This is a genomic window from Paenibacillus sp. PK3_47 (assembly GCF_023520895.1).
Lineage (GTDB): Bacteria > Bacillota > Bacilli > Paenibacillales > Paenibacillaceae > Paenibacillus_AQ.
The window spans coordinates 594,841-615,110 of sequence record NZ_CP026029.1; the positions used below are offsets into that span (position 1 = coordinate 594,841).

Genomic DNA, 20,270 nt, shown 5'->3' on the forward strand with positions numbered 1-20,270 from the left:
GTGTTTCGTGCGCATTTTTACACGGATCCCCCCCGCCCACTGAAGCGGAAAAAGATCCTCTTCCTTCTTTAGTCCGGCCAACTTTATCTATTATAAATAGCGGCAGCCAGGGACGAGAGAGTCTTGCCCCGGACTGCCGCTATTTTAATGAGTTAATATATTCTCTTAGTATCGGTCACTCTAGCTTGCACAAGCGAACTGAAGTCCCTTCGCTCCGCAGTGTCAGAAAGGTCAAACTATTTTGTATACCCGCCCAGCTGAAGCCAGGAAGCACAGGCGTCAGTCCATCCGCGTGTATGAGGCTCTTCATCTGCCAGTCCGAGACCATGGCGGCCATGGGCATATACATGCAGGTCAAACGGAATCTCATGGCGTCTTAATGCAGCTGCGAACAGGAGACTGTTCTCTACAGGAACGGAGGCATCATCCGAGGTATGCCACAGGAATGCCGGCGGAGTATCTGCAGTGACCTGCAGTTCACTGCTGAGCCGGTTGGCCATTTCCTTATCCGGATTCTCACCAAGAAGATTGCCTTTCGAGCCCTGGTGCGTAAATTCCTCCCCCATTGTAATGACTGGATAACAAAGAATCATAAAATCGGGACGGCTGGAATACCTTTCTAACGGCTCAGCTGCCTCAGCCTGCCCCCGGTCAAACAATACTCCCGCAGCAGAGGCCAGATGCCCTCCGGCAGAAAAGCCGAGAATGCCCAGTCTGTCCGGATCAACGCCATATTCATCTGCACGGGACCGGATGGTGCGCAGCGCTCTCTGGGCATCATGCAGCGCGCTTGGGTACTTATAGGGTGCTACACGGTACCGCAGGACAAAAGCCGAGATTCCCAGCGTATTCAGCCACTCCGCCACCGGCTGGCCTTCATGATGAGCCCGCATCCCGTAGCCGCCTCCAGGACACACCAGAACAGCCGCGTTACCTTTCCCTTCTACGAGATACGGCGTAATTGCCGGAAGATCCTCCGGACTGTCACCGAGCGAGCCCGGAGTTCCCCCGGGCCATAGCAATAATGTTTCCATCTTCATCCCTCAGGCTTTCCTCAATATTAAATAACATAAATGAAAGCAGTTACACACTTCCTGTCCATAAGTCTAACAAGGTCTTATCGTTCATGCAATCACTTGCTGCCCTCAACAAGACAAAATTCCTTTATGGTGTCCATCACCGAAAACAACTGTTATAATAAGCATCAATCCCAGTAATCCGGCCTCTGCTGGAGCAGGAAATCATGCTAAATATCATCGTTTCGAAGTGAAAATTATCACAATGTTAAAAATTCGACACTTTTTCGCGAAAATACTTAACCAAAATGAGGGATTTCAAGGTATAATTAATTTAAAATTTATTGAAAAACTGAGGGAATAAAGGGGATATCGATTATGATCAAGGAACATTACAATGTTATCGAGGCCCACGGGAATACAAACTGTTTTTCCGAACAGAACTTTAACAGACTTCTCGTTACAATGAAAGAGCGCATAGTACCAGAAGGATCTCACTTGTTCTGGGAAGGTGACTATTCGGATAAATTGTTTTATATCAAACGTGGACGTGTAAAGCTGACCAAATCTACAGACGAAGGCAAAGAACTGATTCTGTATATGTATCAGGCTGGTGACATGGTCGGGCAGGCAGATCCTTTCTTCAGCACCAAGCACAGCTTCACCGCCGAGGTTATTGAAGAGAGCGAAGTTGGTGTAATTGAGCAGAAGGATCTTGAAATCCTTATCTGCCAGCACTGTGATTTCGCCATCGACTTTATGAAGTGGATGGGTATTCACCACCGTCTTACACAGACTAAATTCCGTGATTTGATGATGTACGGCAAACCGGGCGCCCTGTGCTCCACGCTAATCCGTCTGGGCAACACCTATGGCGAGAAGAACGGCGACAATATTCTGATCAACAAAAAAATCACGCATACGGATCTCTCCAACATGATCGGCGCTACCCGTGAGAGCGTCAACCGGATGCTGAGTGATCTGCGCAAAAAAGATGCTGTTGAGTATGAGAATGGAATGATTGTGATCAAAGATCTGGGCATGCTTCAGGAAATCTGCCATTGCGAATTATGTCCTAACGAAATCTGCCGCATTTAATTTCCTAGTAATAATACCCTCTATTCTCCTCACTGAAACATATCAGGCCCAAATATTTTTTAACCATACAATAGAGTGGTCGAAGACGCCTTGTCCGGTGTCTTTTTTTTGTGTAAAATGCTTTGGCTTACAGCTTCCTCATCCACTCTACTGCAGTCATTACGACCGGTGATGCCGGCTCTTACGACAATTCCGCTATATCTCCCCCTCCCATTAGCTTTCAGTTTCATGCTACCTGATTAATAAGATATATCAGTGCTTTATGTAATATCCCACTTTAAATCCATGCCTTTATCTTGACAGATGTTTATATTTCCCGCGTAATGAGGGATGGAATGAAATCTATTACGAGAGGTGACTGAGATGGAGAACCACGCCAAAACCTTTCCCGGCCCTATTAAATTCTGCTATCCGTGGCGCTCCTATCAGAAGCGGATACTGGATCAACTTGAGGAGCATTTACGTAACCGGCACCTGCATCTTGTCGCGCCGCCAGGCTCAGGCAAAACCGTTCTGGGTCTGGAAATTATGCTCCGCATCAACCGCCCGGCAATCATTTTGGCACCAACCTTGACGATCAAGGAGCAGTGGGCGAACCGTTTCACAGAACTTTTTCTGGGGAAGGACGAACGTCCGGATTGGTTGTCAACATCCATACATCATCCGGCCATGATCACGATTACAACTTATCAGGCTCTTCATGCTGTTCTGGGTGATTCCGGAGAAAAGTTGGAGCAGTTTAGAGAACAGCAGTTTTCTGCCTCAGGTGGAGAGAGGATCGTAGCGGCAGCCGATGATACGGAAGATGTCCCTGCCGAGTATGATTATACTCCGAAGCCGGCTTTTCAAGAAGACACTGATGCTGCGGAAAAGGAAACTGCTGCCGATCCGCCTTTAGCAGCGAATGAAATTATCGGAAAACTGAAGAAGCTGGGAATTCACACGGTCATTTTTGACGAAGCGCATCATTTGCGTGTGTCCTGGTGGAGAAGTGCCCTTCAATTGTGTGACATGCTGGGGCAGCCAACTAAAATTGCGCTGACGGCAACGCCGCCGTATGATGTGAGCCCAAACGAGTGGCAGCGGTACATCGAGCTGTGCGGGCCAATAAATGAAGAAATCAGTGTGCCGGAGCTTGTCAGGCATGGAGAATTGTGCCCGCATCAGGATTATATCATGCTGACACCTCCTGAAAAGAACGAGTCTGCCCGGATCCGTAATTTCCGCCTACAGGCTGCAGGTTTGAGAGATGAGCTCATTCGTGATGTGTTTTTGACCGGGCTGATCGCCGGTCATCCCTGGATTACGAACGCAGAATCCCATATGGATGAGATTTTATCTTCTCCGGAATATTACTCAAGCATGGTTATTTACTTGCGGGCGGCAGATCAGCCGGAGTGGCGCAGAGCTGTCATGCTGTTGGGGCTGAAAGAGAAGGATACACCAGATCTAACCTACGAATGGCTTGAGGAACTGCTGAACGGAATCCTGTTTAAAGATAATCATGTGGATTCCGATAGGCCGGAGCTGAAGGAGCTTCACAGGCGGCTCAGCCAGCTCGGAATGATTGAGCGGCGGAAGCTGTACTTGCGGTCAACGCCGGCGCTGAACAAGATGCTGGTTCAAAGCGTGTCCAAGCTGAAGCAAATCGGACATATTCTCGATTTCGAAAGGTCGGTCCTCGGGAACGGGCTGCGTATGGTGATTCTGGCCGATTATATCCGGAAGGAAGACATGCCGAAGCATCCGGGGGATGAACAGCCCCTTCAGCGCCTTGGTGTAGTACCAATTTTCGAGAGTATCCGCAGAGGACTGTCAGAAAAAGAAAAGGAACCGGGCGGGCAAGAGCTGCCGGTCGGTGTTCTGACAGGTTCCCTGGTGATCCTGCCTGCCAAAGCAGCCGAATGGATCCGGGAGACGGCCGGTCAGCAAGGAATTACGCTCACGGACCGCATACTGCCCCATGATTCCCGATATATGTCGATTGAGGTGCGCGATTCCAACCGTTCAGCCATGGTCGGGTGGGTCACGGCGCTCTTTAATCAGGGCAGCGTCCGCGTACTCGTCGGTACAGCCGCGCTGCTGGGTGAAGGCTGGGATGCGCCGGGAATCAATTCGATGATCATGGCTTCATATGTAAGCTCATTTATGCTGTCCAATCAGATGCGGGGGCGGGCAATCCGTTCGCAGCGCGGCAATCCGGACAAAACCGGCGCGATATGGCATTTGGCCTGTGTCGATACGGAGCTTACCGACGGCGGAGAAGATATGGCTTCTCTTGACAGGCGGTTCCGCTCTTTAGTGGGCTTGTCGATTACGAATAAAACCATAGAGTCCGGTATGGACCGAATCGGGCTGGCGCAAAGACAGCTATCGGATAGCACAATTGAGTTATATAATGCCGGGACGCTGGAAAGAGCCCGGGACCGTCATTTACTCAAGGACCAATGGGCCTCTGCCATCTCCCTTCAGAGTTCGATGGCCGAGGAACTGAAGACTGTGCGGGAGCGCATTCCAAAACCATTGGTCTATCCTTATACAATTAAGGCGGTTCTTATTTTTGCGTGTACGCTGGCTTTGCAAATCTTTTACGAATCGGTTACATCGCCTCAAGTACTGAACTCGGAAGCACCGGGATGGTTAAAGCTCGGCCTCGCCGCCCTCTTCGCAGCCATCTGTGCCAGCCCCTGGATCATCAAAGCAGCCAAAATGATGATCAAGCACCAGACGCTGGACCGGAGCATCCTTGAAACCGGATTAACCGTCTACACCGTGCTTTATGAAATGAAGCTGGTCCGGTCTGCGCCAAGCCTGCATTTGATCGGAGCCCAGGAGGAACGCGGCACTGTTGTATGCTGGCTGAAGGCTGGGAGCACGCATGAAAAGACACTGTTCTTAAATGCCCTGCAGCAGCTGCTTGATCCGGTCGAAAATCCCCGCTATCTTATTTACCGCACATCACGGAGGTGGTTTGGCCGGACACATGATTATCATGCCGTTCCGGAGGAGATCGGCCGCCGCAAGGAACATGCAGAACGTTTTGCTGCGCTCTGGAAAAAGAATATCGGCCCTGCCGAGCTGGTCTATACCCGGACTCCGGAGGGCCACAAGAAACTGCTCAATGCGAGAGTGAAGTCCCTGGCATCCATGTTTATCCGCAAATCTGAGCGGATCAGCGCCTGGAGATAAGATGTTATCCCTTATCACTCCACCTAATAAAAAACTGTCCTGAAGGCTACAAACCTCAGGACAGTCCCATTCTCACTTGTTCTTTTTTTCACTTATTAACGTTTGCTGCGGGCACGAACCGGGGAAATCAGCCAATAAGCCATACCGACAAATACCCCTCCGCCAATAATGTTACCCAGAGTGACCGGAATCATGTTATGCAGCCATCCGGCAATCGATACCGTCTCCGGATGGTTCGGCAGCAGCACGGCCACGCTCAGCAGCGTCATATTCGCTACACTGTGCTCATAACCGCTGGCGATAAAAGCGAACAGACACCACCAGATCAGCACCAGCTTCGCTGGCTCGCTCTTGGTACGGGAAGACATCCATAAAGCCAGGCAGACCAGCCAGTTACAAAGAATGCCGCGGAAGAACAGCTCCGAGAACGGCAGTGTCATTTTTTTGGCGGCTGCGGCAAAGATCAGATGCTCTGCCGGAGCTGCCTTGAACAATCCTGTACCTTGAATCAGCAGGGCGAGAAGGACTGCACCGGCCACATTGCCGATAAAAACAATAATCCAGTTCTTCGCGGTATCCAGGGCCGTTGTTCTTCCGGCAAGCGTACTTACCGTGAAAAACATATTATTGCCGGTGAAAAGCTCGGAACCGGCAAATACGACCAGGGTCAGGGCGATCCCGAAGGATGCGCCCATAACAAGCGGCTGAAAGGGAGACTGGGCTGCTGCCAGCGGTGCACCCAGTGTGAAAATCAGAATAATTCCTATACCTACATACGCACCGGCCAGCATGGCGGCCAGAAAATACCTTGCCATACTCTCATTCATTTTGTCGCGTTTGCCTACTGCAATCTCTACGATGTTCTCCACACTTTGCGTAAACATCTCTCCACCCCGCCATTCCTGATCAAAATTTAGCTTTGTACTGCTGCTTCCTGCAAGCGGACCTTCAGAATGTCACCGTCTTGGGTCACCGGGAAGGTTGCCACGAGCCCCTGATCGGGTGCCTGAACTTCTCCGCTGCGCAGATCGATTTTCCAGTCATACAGCGGGTCGTACAGGTAATGCCCTGACACGATTCCTTCGGCAAGCGGTCCGCCTTTCGGATGCGGACTATGATTCTCCACAGCATAGAACGCTCCGTCCGAGGTGCGGAATACAGCCAGTTCCACCGGCCCTGCAACGATTACACGGCCGATTTGCGGCAGGAAATCCTGTGCCGTACCTACTACATACTCTTGTTTTGTGATCTCCATGGTTATCTCTCCTTTGGAATCCGGTTTATACTCTCGCTTTTTCGAACAGTGCAGTACGGGTATTGTCATCATCAAGCATTTTTTTCCACGGATCCGAAACCTGGGCCAGTGCAAAATCAATCCGGGCAGCCAGCTCCTTGCGGTTATCCTCATTGTTCAGAATGACATTCTGGATATTTTCCAGACCCATCCGTTCCACCCACTCGGAGGTTCTCTCCAGATAGTTACCAGTTTCACGGTAATACTGCATAACTGCCGAGCAGATCTCTACCAGCTCGTCATCTGTTTTGACTTTGCAGAAGGAATCTGCAATACGCGGTTTAATCCCGCCGTTACCGCCAATGAATACTTCCCATCCTCCGTCGTTTCCGACGATACCGATATCCTTGGTGCAGGACTCTGCACAGTTCCGCGGGCAGCCGTTGACTGCCATTTTAAATTTGGCCGGGAAGTCAAGGCGTTCATATTTACGCTCAAGCAGTGCACCCATACCCATGGAATCCTGTGTTCCAAAACGGCAGAACTGTGATCCGACACAGGTTTTTACAGTACGGAGGGATTTGGCATAAGCGTATCCGGAAGGCATATCCAGCTCTTCCCATACCTTAGGCACATCCTCTTTCTTGACACCGATCAGATCCAGGCGCTGTCCGCCGGTTACCTTCACTACTTTTACATCATATTTCAGGGATACATCGGCAATTTTCTTCAAATCTTCCGGTGTTGTTACCCCGCCATACATCCGTGGTACTACGGTAAAGGTGCCATCCTTCTGAATATTGGCGCTCATCCGCTCGTTAACGAAGCGCGATTCCTTCTCATCTTCATGTGTGTCAGGATAAATCATGCCCAGGTAGTAGTTCACGGCAGGGCGGCACTTGGAGCAGCCTTCCGCCTGTTTCCAGCCCAGTACATTCATGACTTCCTTGGTGGTTCTCAGACCTTTGGCTGTAATCTCTGCTACAATCTCGTCACGGCTCAGTGTAGTGCAGCTGCAAATGCCCTGCTTCGCGCTTTGCTCAAAGCTGTCGCCAAGTACAAACTGCAGAATCTGTTCAACCACCGGCTTACAGCCGCCGCAGGAGCGGGTAGCTCCGGTGCATGCCTTGATTTCATCCACTGTTGTAAATCCGTTCTCTGTTACTGCATCGACAATCGCTTTTTTGGTTACCCCGTTACAGCCGCAGACGATTTCTTCATCAGCCATCGTTTCGACAGACATGCTTTTCTTGGCTGCCCCGCCGCCGCAGCATCCGGTGCCCATGACTTCGCCGTAAATTTCGTCGGTCATTTGCGCACCCTGCTTGACGAGCTTTTGCAGATTGGCTGATTCTGTTACATCACCGAAGAGAACGGCGCCGACAATAACATTATCTTTGAGCAAAATCTTTTTGTAGGTTCTCTTCCATTCATCTTTGGCCGAAATGACGGTGTGCTCTTCTGTTTCAGTAAACTCCCCTGCCGAGAACACATCCACACCGGATATTTTCAGCTTGGTGGCTACAACTGAGCCTTCATATGGCTGGGTAGCAGCGCCGCACAGATATTTGGCCAGCACCATTCCTTGTTCAAACAGCGGTGCTACAAGGCCGTAACAGGTTCCGCGGTGTTCTGTACATTCACCTACGGAGTATACTCCAGGCATCGAAGTTTCCAGGTAATCATTAACGACGATCCCGCGGTTAACGGTTATGCCGCTGTCTTTAGCCAGCTGCGTATTGGGTTTGATGCCTACTGCCATGACTACAAAATCCGCCTGCAGCTCTGTACCGTCGCTGAACCGAAGGCCGTTAACCCGCTCATCTCCGGTCAATTCCACAGTCTGTTTGCCCATTGCAAATTTGACACCTTGACGCTTCAGCTCTGCCTGCAGCATGGACGAGGCATTGTGGTCGAGCTGGCGTTCCATCAGATCTTCGAGCAAATGCACTACAGTTACATCCATCCCTAAGTTCACAAGCCCTTTGGCTGCTTCAAGCCCCAGCAGACCGCCGCCGATAACTGCGGCTGTACGGTACTGCTTCGCCGCTGCAAGCATCGCATCGCAATCAGCGATATCGCGGAAACCGACGACACCTTCTTTGGTGCTGCCCGGTACAGGCAGGATGAACGAATTCGAGCCTGTTGCAATAATTACTTTATCGTATGGGACTGTCATTCCGTTATCAGCAATAACCTGACGGTTCTCTTCATCAATGCGGACTACTGTAGTCCCTGTATGCAAAGTAATATGATTGTCTTCATACCACTGGCGGTCGTTAAGAATGATATCTTCAATTGTTTTGCTGCCTTCCAGAACATAGGACAGCATGATCCGGTTGTAGTTCGGATGCGGCTCACTTCCAAAAATCGTAATATCATAAGCCCCGCCCAGCTTAAGGATCTGTTCAATTGTGCCTACGCCTGCCATACCGTTACCGATCAATACTAACTTTTCTCTCTCCACTGTCACTGTAAGGCCCTCCTCGAAACTTCTAATTTCCTATGTGAACATCTCTTATAGTGAAATTATACGTTTTAAATTTGAAGAGCATTTGTGATTGAAATCACATTATATGTGAATGTTTTCACACAATTTAGTTCAAAAATGCCAAGCCACGCGTTAAAACAGTATACGGCAGCTTGGCTGTAAATGATATGGTAATTAACGTAAAACGAGCGAAAGTTCAAGTGTATCCTGAGGTCGCAGCTTCATATCGATTCCTGTGCTCAGTAGCCCTTTATCGTTCACCTTAAGCTTCCACTCTTCGCTTGTCAGCGGGCTGTAATCATTCACGGTGAGAATTCTTTTGTTATTTTCGGACAGCCCTACTATTCCGCTGCTCTTCAGCAGGCTCCTTACAGTCAGCTCATCTGCAAAAGAATACACGTAAGCGTGCGTAAGCTCCGGCTGACCGCTTCCCCCGCTTACTTTCAGAATTACAGGCTGAAGCGGATCCTTGCCCTCTGTACGCTTAGCCGAAATTACTATTGTCTGGTCCCGCATAATTACGCTGTTCCAGTTCGTGACGGTTTTGCCCCCGGCCTGAATCTCCCAGACCATCTCCGGACTTAAAGATACTCCGTTTACGGTCACCATGCGCTCCCCGTCCTCACTAAACTCCGCAACACCGCTGCTCTCCAGCAGTTCACCCAAAGTAATTCCCTGAATGTATGCTTCACTGAGCTGCCTGCCTGCGCTTCCGGTCAAGTCATTATCACCGATTACCAGTGAAAAAGCAGGACCGGCCGCCGCCGCCGCATGCTCATCTGCAGTTTCTGAATTAAAGGCTGAGCAGCCCCCTGCGGTTGCAATAATGATGAAGCCTAACCATATACGTAATAAAAAAGTTCTGGACAATCCCGGCACCGCCTTATTCCGCCCGAGCACAGCTTCCAGCAATTTCTCAGGCCTGTAGTAATTATGTATTCGTCCTTTAAGAATAACGCAAACAGGCCTGGTTCTCAATTCTAATAACACGGGTTTTATACACAATAAAAAAGTCCCCGCAGGGACTCAGAAAAAATAAGGATGCTGTTCTTACTGATAGCGCAGGAACAAAATGTTATTTTCGAGATGCACATGTTCAAAGGTCATCCCTTCCAGCTCTTCGAGCCGGGCATAGGTCAGACGGTAGGTTGTGCAGGCATGCTCTGGAGGTGTGAAATCATTCGTCACTCTGCGGAGCTCGCGCAAAATTTCCCCGGCGCCGTCGTGCTCCTCTTCCAGCGTACCCAGCATTCCTTTCAGCTCTGCCAGGCGTTCAGGCGACGGGTTTGCGTCATAGGCCAGCATAGCAGGGAACTCGGATTCCTCTTCCTTGGCCGTATGCTGCAGCAGCTCCTCACGCAGGGTGTGGAACAACCGGTACATTTCTGCAAGATGCGGTGAATCTTCACCGTGAACACGGAACACTTTCGTCACATTCTGGGCAATAAGAGGAAGCTCTTCACGCAAATACCGGTGATGCTTGTTGACGATGTAATCAATCAGCTCCGCAGAAGATGCATCGTTCCAGGCAATATCCGATTCCAGCACAGGATGCTCTTCCAGCAGCTTGTTCAGATCGCGGATAACATTCTCAGTGTTAAGCCCCTTCTCTTCGGCTGCCTCCGACAAAGGCTTTACACCTCCGCAGCAAAAATCGATCCGCTGGCCTTTGAAATAATCCGCCGCTTTTGGAAATTGAAGGACAATGTCTCTGACCAGGGCATCAGCAGTGAAGCTGATTGCTGTTTCCGTAGTCACCGGAGTTTCTGTAAATGTATCGTTTATTTGATTGGCCGTCATGATGGCCCCTCCCTCACGTTATGGTTTAGGTTTCTGTTACACTTACACCTTAACGCTGAGAGGTCCCGCGGCTTGTGATTTTGCGCACTGAATATATAAAATTTTATTGAACGAAAAAATAAAACTTACCGGACTGTAGCCTGCATATAAGTACGCTTGCCAGCCGCATCCTTCAAATAGGGTCCGAGACCGGCAAAACGGGAATGGTCCACATATACGCCAGTCATCCATCGCCCCTCAGTCAGGCCTCCATTCCACTGCAGCACCAGATCGGGAGCAGAGATCCATTCCTGGAATACCCGGATATTTTGTTCCTGATATTCCTTGCAGGGCTTGCATGTATCAATCAGCCTTTGCTTGTTCATATACGTAGGCACGAAATAGGCGGAGATGGTATCCAGATCGTCCCCGTCCAAAAAGGCTTCATCTCCTAAAAAGTGCTGGAACAGCACGGTGTTCTCATACATGGACCAGATTACAGCCTGCAGAACCATACTCTGCCTGATGCCGTTGTGAAAAGTAAACAGCCGCTGCTCACCGGAGACATGACGGTCCGGTCCTGCCGCCGGCTCCAGACAATGCCGCTCACAACCGATGCATTTCCAGCCCGAAGGGCTTTGAATCCACTTTTGAAACACACTGCCGCTATCGTTATCCCCTTTATATAAGGAGGAAATAATTTCATAAGGCACTCCAATCCAGGCATCCCATAAGGATTTGGGAAGATGGCCATGCAGCATGTACAAGGTCTTGTCATATATCAGCTGGACCTTAATCGAAGCGGTCTCCAGTTCGGCGACATCGTCTTTTCCATAGGTTATTTCCCGGGAAAATAAGGTGGTTTTCATCTTCCTCGCCTCCTAAAAGTTTTGTTAGGATTACAGCACTTGAGTGCACTGCGGCAAAACTTACTTCGAAAGCATAGACCTAGTTTTGTTAGGATTACAGCACCTGAGTCCACTGTGGCAAAACTTACTTCGAAAGCATGCATAAGCCCCATTCAAAGGATCGCCTGATTGATTGCGCTTACATAATCAAATTATTTCATATTTTCAGTATTGTCTTCGCCCGGTATTACAAGCCATAGCTGCGGTAAAATGAACATAATTCAGCCAAAAGCTCACAGTTTTGTTCTATTATATTATATCCGGCTTGGAAATGTGCAATTTTTTTACATAAAATTTGAAAAAACCCCCATTCCGCAGCGGAACAGGGGTAATCAATAAGGCAATGAAGCAGGTATTATTCGACCCAGCTCTCGGCCCAGGATTGAATTTGCTGCATAACCGGCTCAAGTGCGCGGCCTTTGGGTGTTAGTTCATACTCAATGCGCACAGGAGTTTCTGGATACACATGTCTCACCAGAATACCTTCACATTCCAGATCCTTCATACGTTCAGACAGCATTTTATCGCTCATAGACGGAATCAGACCGGAAATATCCTTGAAACGCTTTGGACCGCTCATAAGTGTCTGGATAATAAGACCGTTCCAGCGTTTGCCTAAGAAAGAGAAGGCCGTTTCGAATCTTGGGCACATCGTCATCTGATGTTCTTCCATTGTTCTCACCTCTCACTTAAAAAGCTTACAATTAGTTAGTATATATAATTTTAACACATTTATGACGCATTGAACATCGTTTACCAAAAAAAAGTTCATCTGCTACCTTATTATATCCCTTATGTCAATCCCCTGTATCCTGCTTCGGCTTCCTGGCTGCAATGGCCTCTGTCACCACATACGCCAGGTCATCATTGCTGTACAGGGACAGTACACCCAGTACCGTATCATCTGAAATATACCCGGCCTCCTCTTCAGGAACCGTAAGCTCCAGTGCCCTGCCTAGTGCAGCATTGCCCTCCTGTTCAGGATATGCCTGCAGATACAGGGCGTGCGGGTCCAGCCCGTTATTCACACACCACTGTGCAAAGACGAGAATCATCATTTCCTCATCCCGTTTGTAGCTTTCAATAATTTGTTCTTCCATTGACTTGCGGTAGTCTTCCATGTTGCGCTCCTCTCCGGCGGTTCTGTCAGTCTTCCAGCTGCGCTGCCAGCATATGGCTTGGCAGTACGGCCGAAGCTGAAATGCCGCATTGTTCCGGTGTATGAATATGATTTAAAAAATGGCTGACCACACCGCTGAAGCCTCTTCTCTCCAGCACGGTGTCCCAGCTTCCGAATCCCTGGGTGCGCGGCAGATTGCCTTTCTCGAACAAGGTTGCCCGCTCCATGTCGGTTACTTCCACAGATCTGCCGTTACCGTGCAGCTCCAGCTTCTCCAGATCCGCCCCGGCATCCCGGACCATACTGTACATGCCTGACGCCCCTTTATCCCACGACAGCATCCCGGAAGCCTGCAGCATCCGGCCTTCACTATCTGATCTGAGGCTGCTGTGCAGCAGCTCATAGTCATTCCCGCACAGCCACAAAAGCAGATCCAGCATATGTATGAGATCATCATGAACCGTCTCACTGCTGCTGCCGGTCTGCAGTTTGGTCCGGTGCTTGACGGCATGACATAAGCTGATTCCCCCGGCTTTCTCAAGCCAGGATTTCGCAGCCATATACATTGGCGCAAACCGCCGGTTGAAGCCTACGCCGAGCAGTATTCCCTTATCTTCCGCCAGCGCGGCCATCCGCCGCGAATGCTCCAGCTCATAAGAGAGCGGCTTGTCTACATATACTGATACCCCAACTTGCAGGCATTTCATAACGATATCATAGTGTGTTGGTGTAGGACTATGCACAAAAACGGCATCCAGCTCCCAGGATAACAGCTCGTCCAGATCGGTTGTACCTTTGGGGAACCGGTAGGAATGAACCGCACTCTGCACCGTTGCCGGTGAATGGCTGAGCAGCCCGACCACTTCAGCTTGTTCATGACGGGAGAGCAGAGGCAGGTATACTTTGCGGGCGATATCGCCGATCCCGATCATCGCGACTCTTTTGCGTCCAGAAATATTCATTAGTGTGCGCTCCCTCACATTTCTGCTGTTTCATATTCGTATTATACCGTGCCGGACGCATTCGACAAATGATCTTTGCTTCATTAATTACTTTTTTTTCAGTATGATGAGATGAATAAGGTAAGGAAAGGGCATAGTAGCATGAGAAAATGGTTGACGGTTCTACTGTATGTTTCGGGTATAATCTTAGCGTTTATCTACAGATATGATATCCTGGACTGGCTGAGGGAGGATCATAACCTCCTTCTGTCCCTCGGAGCAGCGACGCTGCTGGCGCTTTTCCCCGTACTTCCCTATAAACTCATTATCGGATTGTTCGGTTATGTATATGGCAGTGCAGCAGGCCTCCTGTTATGCTGGGCGGCAACCACACTTGCGGCGGCAGCCATGTATGGCATTGTAAAATATCTTTTCCGGGATAAAGCGCATGCTTACCTGACATCCGTACAGGCGCTGGATAAATTCACCGCTGCCGTGCAGCGGCGCCCGTTCGCCTCCATTGTGCTTGCCCGGCTCGTTCCCCTTATTCCGCAGACCGCCGTCAATGTCTATGCAGGAGCCGCCGGACTGCCGTTCTGGAGTTACCTTGCCGCTTCCGGCATCGGTAAAATCCCCGGCATCGCGCTTTACGCCTACCTAGGGGACCAAATATTTCAAAATCCGCGCAGCGCGGTAATTGCCTTTTCTGTATATACCTCCGTGTTATTAGTGGCCGGACTATCCCTGCGCCCATACAGGCCGGGAAGAAAGTAGACAGCCTGTTGTGTAGCGCTGGCAGACAGGCATTTTTTGCTTTATAATTAGGATAGATTGTGATCTATTTAATTGCAATCTATGAATGGAGGGTTATTTATGAGTGATATTCAGTCTAACAATATAGGCTCCACAGTTGAAAAAGCGACTTTTGCCGGCGGGTGCTTCTGGTGTATGGTATCCCCTTTTGAGGAGCTGCCGGGCATTATCGACATCATCTCCGGGTACACAGGCGGCCATACGGTCAACCCGACCTACAAGGAAGTCTGCTCGGAAACAACCGGCCATGTCGAAGCGGTGCAGATTACGTTTAATCCGGAGATTTTCCCGTACAGCAAATTACTGGAACTGTTCTGGCAGCAGATAGACCCTACCGATGCAGGCGGACAATTCCATGACCGCGGCTCTTCCTACAGCACGGCGATCTTTACCCATTCCGAGGAACAGCGCCAGCAGGCAGAGGCTTCCAAAGCGGAATTACAGGCAAGCGGCCGTTTCTCGGGTCCGATTGTAACCCCGGTTCTGCCGGCCAAGCCGTTCTATCCGGCCGAAGAGTACCACCAGGGTTATCACCACAAGAATCCGGGCCACTACAAACGTTACCGCAAAGCCTCGGGGCGGGAAGCTTTTATCGAGTCGCACTGGAAGCATGAGGAAGACAAAGAGAGCCTGAAGGCACGGCTCACGCCGCTGCAGTATGAAGTGACCCAGAATAATGCCACAGAGTCCCCGTTCCGCAACGAATTCTGGGACCATCACGGAGATGGCATTTATGTGGATATCGTATCCGGTGAACCCCTGTTCAGCTCACAGGATAAATATGATTCCGGCTGCGGCTGGCCAAGCTTTACGAGACCGATCCGTGATTACTCCGTTAAGGAGAAAACAGATCTCAGCCATATGATGATCCGTACGGAAGTGCGGAGCAAAGCCGCCGATTCCCATCTGGGCCATGTCTTCAACGACGGTCCGGGTCCAAACGGCCTGCGTTACTGCATCAACTCTGCCGCACTGCGTTTTGTCCCGAAGGAAGATCTGGAGAAGGAAGGGTACGGCGAATACCGTGTACTTTTCCAGTAAGGCTGATCTTTTTGGCTGAAGTTAAGCTATAACATAGAGCATTACAAAGCCTCCATCCTTGTGCATTGGGATGAAGGCTTTTTTTAGGCCGGATACTTTATTCACTTCGTGATTTCTATTTCTCTCTATTCTCCGGTTCTTCCACGTTCCCCTCAGAAGCTGCGTTCTCATCCGGCCCCGGCTGGACAGCATTCCGGGTTATAACTTCACGGTTTAGTTCACGGTTAGCCTGGCGGATGCGCTCCATATATTCAGTGTCACGACGTTTGCTCTTTTTACGGAATAAGAGGACGATTGCGGTGATTATGCCAGCAATGATTAATACCGGAAGTGCTCCCGCAAGGAAAACGACCAGCCACTGAAACATAACAGATACAGCGTTCAGACTGCCTGTCAGGGCATCCGAAGCCCGCTGCATCAGCGGTCCCTGCTCTTTCTTCTGGGTAGTAGCCATACTTTCATCCGTCTGATACAGCCGCAGCTCCACCGTGGAGAACAAAACATTCTGATCGATGTAGCGCATTCTGCCTTTAATCTGCTCAATTTCTTCCTGAATGGCGCCGAGCTGGTTCGCAAATTCAACAAGGTCAGCGGATTTGGTTGCCTTTTTCATAAATTCGATGTATTGGCTCTCCATCAGCTGTTTGGCTTTGAGCCGCGATTCCAGATCCACGTATTCTTCGGAGACATCCTGACCTTGGATGCTGCGCTGGAGCTCAGTATGCTTGACCTTCTCCAGATTGTTCAGGAAAGAGGAGAACCCCGCAGCAGGCACTTTCAAAATAAAAGTTCCACCCTGCTCGTATTCTGACATATTCTCATTGAATTCAATAATATATCCGCTCGCCAAAGTAACCATGTTGCGCACTTCAGTCTGTGCTGCGCCATAATCTTCAACCTCCATGTTGAGGCTGGCTTTATAGATCAGCTTTTTGTTCAGTCCGGCTGCAACATCATTGCCCGTAAAGCCGGCTGCTCCTTCAGCACTATTGCCTGCAGCTGCTTTGTCGGCTGAGGTTCCGCCGTTCCCGCCTCCGTTCCCCTGCGGCAGAGCCTCCGTGGTGCTGGCAGCTGCAGACTCTGCCTCCACGGGAGCAGAAGCATCCTGCGCTGCTGCACCATCATAAGCTGTGCTGGCATTGTCGGCAGCGCTTTCCGAATAGCCGGCAGAATTGCTGTCAGCCGAGCTGCAGCCTGCCAGAATGACCGCCAGAAACATCATACACAATAAGTAATGCAGACCCCGTTTTCGCATTCTCATTCCTCCAGAAGTGTATTATAACTGCTGCTTTTGTGCAGCCATTATTCCCTGCGGAAGGTTTTTTTGTCTGTAGATCTCTTCCGCATTACTTTTTATGACGTTCCAAATGCTGGAAGGTTGCGGGGAAAACCTATTCCGAAAAACTTTTTTGGTGTTTTTTACTAGTTGAGAATTGCACAGCAAACAGGACCGTTCAGCGGACTGAAGATCCTGTTTGCGAAATAAGCCTATTTTTGATACAATAACTATGTCTATACAGACAAGAAATACCAAATACCCTTCATTCTCAAGGAATAAGGGTAAGGTTCTGTTCGGACAAGCTCCACCTTGCTGAACAGAGCAATCGGGATTATCTAATTATCATGATATTCTGCTACAAGGGGAGGTGAACCCTCATGGCAAAAGACGTATTGTGCGCAGTGAATTCCTGCACCTACTGGGCTGAAGAGAACAAATGCAACGCCGAGTCCATCTTTGTTGCATACCACAGCTCGAAGGAACCAAGCAAATCTGAAGAGACAGATTGCAAAACATTCGAACACAAATAAGGAATACATTAGAAGGGACCCTCCACGGTTCCTTCTTCTGTTTATTATTTTATCAAGAATGATAATTATTATCAAGTGTTTTCGGATAATTTAAGTGTACTAGATAAATTGTACAGACCGCTTCCTTGCCGGAGGCGATCTGTTTACTTCATTGGATTTTCTCCACTTAATCCTGGACTTTTTCGTTATATAGGAGCTTTAGTTGGAAATTCTCCGGCTATTTGGGCTAATAAAGGCCTTTGGTGACTCATCCAGTACTATTAACTGGAGTTATTCCCACTAAAATTGTAATAGCGGTATTTGCCTTAGCATTAGATGGAGGTTTTCCACTTTGGTTGATCGGGCCACGCTCTAGACGCATTCCCACCAGAATGAGCCTAATCAATCAACAAGGCTGCAGAAAGTACAACAACTGCTCTATACTTGTCACGAGTCCGGTAGATAAGCCTGATGCTCTGCTCACGCGAGCCACACAACGTCAGAATAGTGAGGACAGCCGCATCAGGCTGAAATAAATATATCTAGCCCTGCACAGCCGCGCCCCGCTTCTCTCGGACAATCTCCGCAGCCTGGACCATATTGCGCAGTGCCGCCTCCGTCTCTGTCCAGCCGCGTGTCTTCAGTCCGCAGTCCGGATTAATCCAGAACTGTGCGGCATCCAGCACCTGCAGCGCGCGTTCAATATTCTGGGCCATTTCCTTCACTTCCGGTATCCGCGGGCTGTGGATATCATATACTCCCAGTCCAATGCCCTTGTCATAGGATTGTTCCTCGAAGCTGACAATCAGCTCCCCGTGACTGCGCGAGGTTTCAATAGAGATGACGTCTGCATCCATGGCGGCGATAGAGGAAATCATATCATTGAACTCACTGTAGCACATATGCGTATGTATCTGCGTTGTATCCTTGACATCAGTCGTCGCGATCCGGAAAGCTTTAACCGCCCATTTCAGATAATGCTCATGGTCCTGCGCCCTTAGCGGAAGTCCTTCGCGGATGGCAGGTTCATCAACCTGGATCATCTCGATGCCGGCTGTTTCCAGAGCCTGTACCTCCTGACGCAGCGCAAGAGCGATCTGGTTGGCCACCTCTTCCCGGCTGAGGTCGTCCCGTACGAAGGACCAGTTGAGGATCGTCACCGGCCCGGTCAGCATCCCTTTGACCGGGAGCTTAGTCAGCGACTGGGCATAGACACTTTCCTTAACGGTCATCGGTTCGATGAAGGCAACATCAGCATAAATGACCGGCGGTTTAACACAGCGGGAGCCGTAGGACTGCACCCAGCCGCCTTGGGTAAAGAGGTAACCCGCCAGCTTTTCCCCGAAAAACTCTACCATATCGGTACGCTCAAATTCCCCGTGCACCAGCACATCCAGACCCAGTTCTTCCTGGAAGGTAATCACATCCGCGATCTGCTGGCGGATATATCCTTCATATCGCTCCAGACTCCATACACCCTTCCGCCATTTCAGCCGTGCCTGCCGCACCTCCGTTGTCTGCGGAAAGCTTCCGATGGTTGTAGTGGGCAGCAGCGGCAGCTGCCATTTCTCCTGCTGCACCTTAACGCGCTCTGCAAAAGGCAAGTTCCGGCTGTCCCGAAGCTTGGCCAGATTCCTGGCCTGTTCTGCCACATCCTGACGGCCTCTCTCCGGCAGTGCCCGGAATACAGCAAGCGCCTTGCGGCTCACAGCCAGAGCGTCTGCATACGCCTCTGCATCGGCCGCTGCAGCAGCAATCAGGCCAAGCTCTGCCAGCTTCTCATCAGCAAAGGCCAGCGCCTGCTTCACTTCCACCTTCAGCCTGCCCTCGCCCTTGACGGTTACAGGCACATGCAGAAGGCTGGAGGACGGCTGGAGGATCAAACGTTCCGCCGGCACATAGGCAATCAGCTTGCGGACAAGCTCAAGCTTGGCATCCAGATCCGCGCGCCAGATATTCCGCCCGTCGATAATACCCGCTCCCAGCCATTTGTCCTCCGGCCAGCCCAAAGACGCAATGGAGTTCAGATTGGCGCCTTTGTCATGTACAAAATCCAGGCCGATTCCCTGCACCGGCAGCTTAAGCAGCGCTTCCAGCGGTTCGGCCGCTTCGAAGTACGTTTGCAGCAAAATCTGCAGGCCGGGAACGGATGCCGCAATTTCACCATAGATCGTGTTCAGCAGTACGGTATCATCTTCTGTGAGTCCTGCAACAATGGCAGGCTCATCGATCTGTACCCATGCCACCCCCTCCTGCTGCAGCTCCTGGAGCAGCTGCACATAGACAGGAAGGAAGCGGGCTGCCACTTCATTAATTTCAGCAGCCGGAAAGCCTTTGGAGAGCTTAAGGAAAGTATAAAGTCCAATGATCACGGGTTTGCCTTCAATCCCTGCCTGCGCTTTGGCGAACCGGTAAGCCGCCAGCGGCTTGTTCTCCGTAAGCCGCGGAGTCCGGCTCCCGATCTCCGGTACGATGTAATGGTAATTCGTATTGAACCATTTGGTCATCTCGCAGGCAGGAGCCTCTGCACTGCCGCGCGCCATGGCAAAGTACAGATCAAGACTGACTTGTCCGCCGTCATAGCTGTATCTTGGCGGAACGATCCCGAACATCGCAGCGGTATCCAGCACATGATCATAGAAGGTGAAGTCATTCACCGGAATCTGCGTGATCCCGGCCTGCTGCTGCGCCTTCAAATGCTGAAGCTGAATCTCCGCCATCTGCGCAAGAAAATCCTGCTCATTGATTTTACCGCTCCAGTAGGACTCCAGCGTCTTCTTCCACTCCCGGTTGCTGCCGATTCTCGGGTAGCCCAGGTTGCCTGTAATTAGTTTATTTGCCATGTTCTCCAC

Annotated in this window: 17 protein-coding genes; 5 read left to right on the forward strand and 12 right to left on the reverse strand. The window is 50.3% G+C overall.

The genetic code is table 11. The features are described 5' to 3' along the window. Nucleotides 1–236: 236 nt before the first annotated feature. Nucleotides 237–1,034, reverse strand: coding sequence for an alpha/beta hydrolase (locus C2I18_RS02855; RefSeq protein ID WP_249899784.1), 798 nt, complete (start codon nt 1,032–1,034; stop codon nt 237–239). A 360-nt stretch (nt 1,035–1,394) separates the two neighbouring features. On the opposite strand from C2I18_RS02855, the gene C2I18_RS02860 reads away from it, so the two are divergent. Together C2I18_RS02860 and C2I18_RS02865 are read left to right on the forward strand one after the other, a co-directional pair. Beyond that, a complete protein-coding gene (locus C2I18_RS02860; RefSeq protein ID WP_481857868.1) occupies nt 1,395–2,114 on the forward strand; it encodes a Crp/Fnr family transcriptional regulator in 720 nt (239 codons plus the stop codon). A gap of 363 nt (nt 2,115–2,477) precedes the next feature. After that, on the forward strand, nt 2,478–5,303 hold the full coding sequence (locus C2I18_RS02865; RefSeq protein ID WP_249901987.1) for a DEAD/DEAH box helicase family protein: 2,826 nt from the start codon (nt 2,478–2,480) through the stop codon (nt 5,301–5,303). A 95-nt stretch (nt 5,304–5,398) separates the two neighbouring features. Here C2I18_RS02865 and C2I18_RS02870 read toward each other — a convergent pair whose 3' ends face one another. From C2I18_RS02870 to C2I18_RS02910, 9 genes are all read right to left on the reverse strand, one after another. After that, nucleotides 5,399–6,187 carry a formate/nitrite transporter family protein gene (locus C2I18_RS02870; RefSeq protein WP_249899785.1) on the reverse strand — a complete coding sequence of 263 codons (789 nt, stop codon included), beginning with the start codon at nt 6,185–6,187 and terminating at the stop codon, nt 5,399–5,401. A 29-nt stretch (nt 6,188–6,216) separates the two neighbouring features. After that, complete coding sequence (locus tag C2I18_RS02875) at nt 6,217–6,558, reverse strand: nitrite reductase (NAD(P)H) small subunit (protein ID WP_249899786.1); 342 nt, start codon at nt 6,556–6,558, stop codon at nt 6,217–6,219. A 25-nt stretch (nt 6,559–6,583) separates the two neighbouring features. Continuing rightward, nucleotides 6,584–8,968 carry a nitrite reductase large subunit NirB gene (gene nirB, locus C2I18_RS02880; protein WP_481857914.1) on the reverse strand — a complete coding sequence of 795 codons (2,385 nt, stop codon included), beginning with the start codon at nt 8,966–8,968 and terminating at the stop codon, nt 6,584–6,586. 234 nt (nt 8,969–9,202) lie between these two features. Next, the gene (locus C2I18_RS02885) at nt 9,203–9,898 is read right to left on the reverse strand and encodes a hypothetical protein (RefSeq protein ID WP_249899787.1); all 696 of its coding nucleotides are present in this window, start codon (nt 9,896–9,898) and stop codon (nt 9,203–9,205) included. Between the two features lie 180 nt (nt 9,899–10,078). Continuing rightward, complete coding sequence (ric, locus tag C2I18_RS02890) at nt 10,079–10,828, reverse strand: iron-sulfur cluster repair di-iron protein (RefSeq protein WP_249899788.1); 750 nt, start codon at nt 10,826–10,828, stop codon at nt 10,079–10,081. Nucleotides 10,829–10,953: 125 nt separating this feature from the next. Beyond that, the gene (locus tag C2I18_RS02895; RefSeq protein ID WP_249899789.1) at nt 10,954–11,676 is read right to left on the reverse strand and encodes a hypothetical protein; all 723 of its coding nucleotides are present in this window, start codon (nt 11,674–11,676) and stop codon (nt 10,954–10,956) included. 394 nt (nt 11,677–12,070) lie between these two features. Then, nucleotides 12,071–12,388 (reverse strand): winged helix-turn-helix transcriptional regulator, encoded by a 318-nt coding sequence (locus C2I18_RS02900; protein ID WP_249899790.1) that lies wholly within the window; start codon nt 12,386–12,388, stop codon nt 12,071–12,073. A gap of 124 nt (nt 12,389–12,512) precedes the next feature. Further along, nucleotides 12,513–12,836, reverse strand: a complete 324-nt coding sequence (locus C2I18_RS02905; protein WP_249899792.1) for a hypothetical protein — start codon at nt 12,834–12,836, stop codon at nt 12,513–12,515. 25 nt (nt 12,837–12,861) lie between these two features. Then, nucleotides 12,862–13,797, reverse strand: coding sequence for a Gfo/Idh/MocA family protein (locus C2I18_RS02910; protein ID WP_249899793.1), 936 nt, complete (start codon nt 13,795–13,797; stop codon nt 12,862–12,864). Between the two features lie 141 nt (nt 13,798–13,938). Here C2I18_RS02910 and C2I18_RS02915 point away from each other — a divergent pair, with 141 nt between their 5' ends. Together C2I18_RS02915 and msrB are read left to right on the forward strand one after the other, a co-directional pair. Beyond that, nucleotides 13,939–14,550 carry a TVP38/TMEM64 family protein gene (locus C2I18_RS02915; protein ID WP_249899794.1) on the forward strand — a complete coding sequence of 204 codons (612 nt, stop codon included), beginning with the start codon at nt 13,939–13,941 and terminating at the stop codon, nt 14,548–14,550. Between the two features lie 99 nt (nt 14,551–14,649). After that, nucleotides 14,650–15,630 (forward strand): peptide-methionine (R)-S-oxide reductase MsrB, encoded by a 981-nt coding sequence (gene msrB / locus C2I18_RS02920; RefSeq protein WP_249899795.1) that lies wholly within the window; start codon nt 14,650–14,652, stop codon nt 15,628–15,630. Between the two features lie 115 nt (nt 15,631–15,745). Here the strand turns inward: msrB and C2I18_RS02925 are convergent, their stop codons facing one another. Continuing rightward, the gene (locus C2I18_RS02925; protein WP_249899796.1) at nt 15,746–16,885 is read right to left on the reverse strand and encodes a DUF4349 domain-containing protein; all 1,140 of its coding nucleotides are present in this window, start codon (nt 16,883–16,885) and stop codon (nt 15,746–15,748) included. Nucleotides 16,886–17,286: 401 nt separating this feature from the next. Between C2I18_RS02925 and C2I18_RS02930 the strand changes: the two genes are divergently transcribed. Then, the gene (locus C2I18_RS02930; protein WP_249899797.1) at nt 17,287–17,439 is read left to right on the forward strand and encodes a DUF1540 domain-containing protein; all 153 of its coding nucleotides are present in this window, start codon (nt 17,287–17,289) and stop codon (nt 17,437–17,439) included. 521 nt (nt 17,440–17,960) lie between these two features. Here the strand turns inward: C2I18_RS02930 and metE are convergent. Beyond that, complete coding sequence (metE, locus tag C2I18_RS02935; protein ID WP_249899798.1) at nt 17,961–20,261, reverse strand: 5-methyltetrahydropteroyltriglutamate--homocysteine S-methyltransferase; 2,301 nt, start codon at nt 20,259–20,261, stop codon at nt 17,961–17,963. Nucleotides 20,262–20,270: the final 9 nt, after the last annotated feature.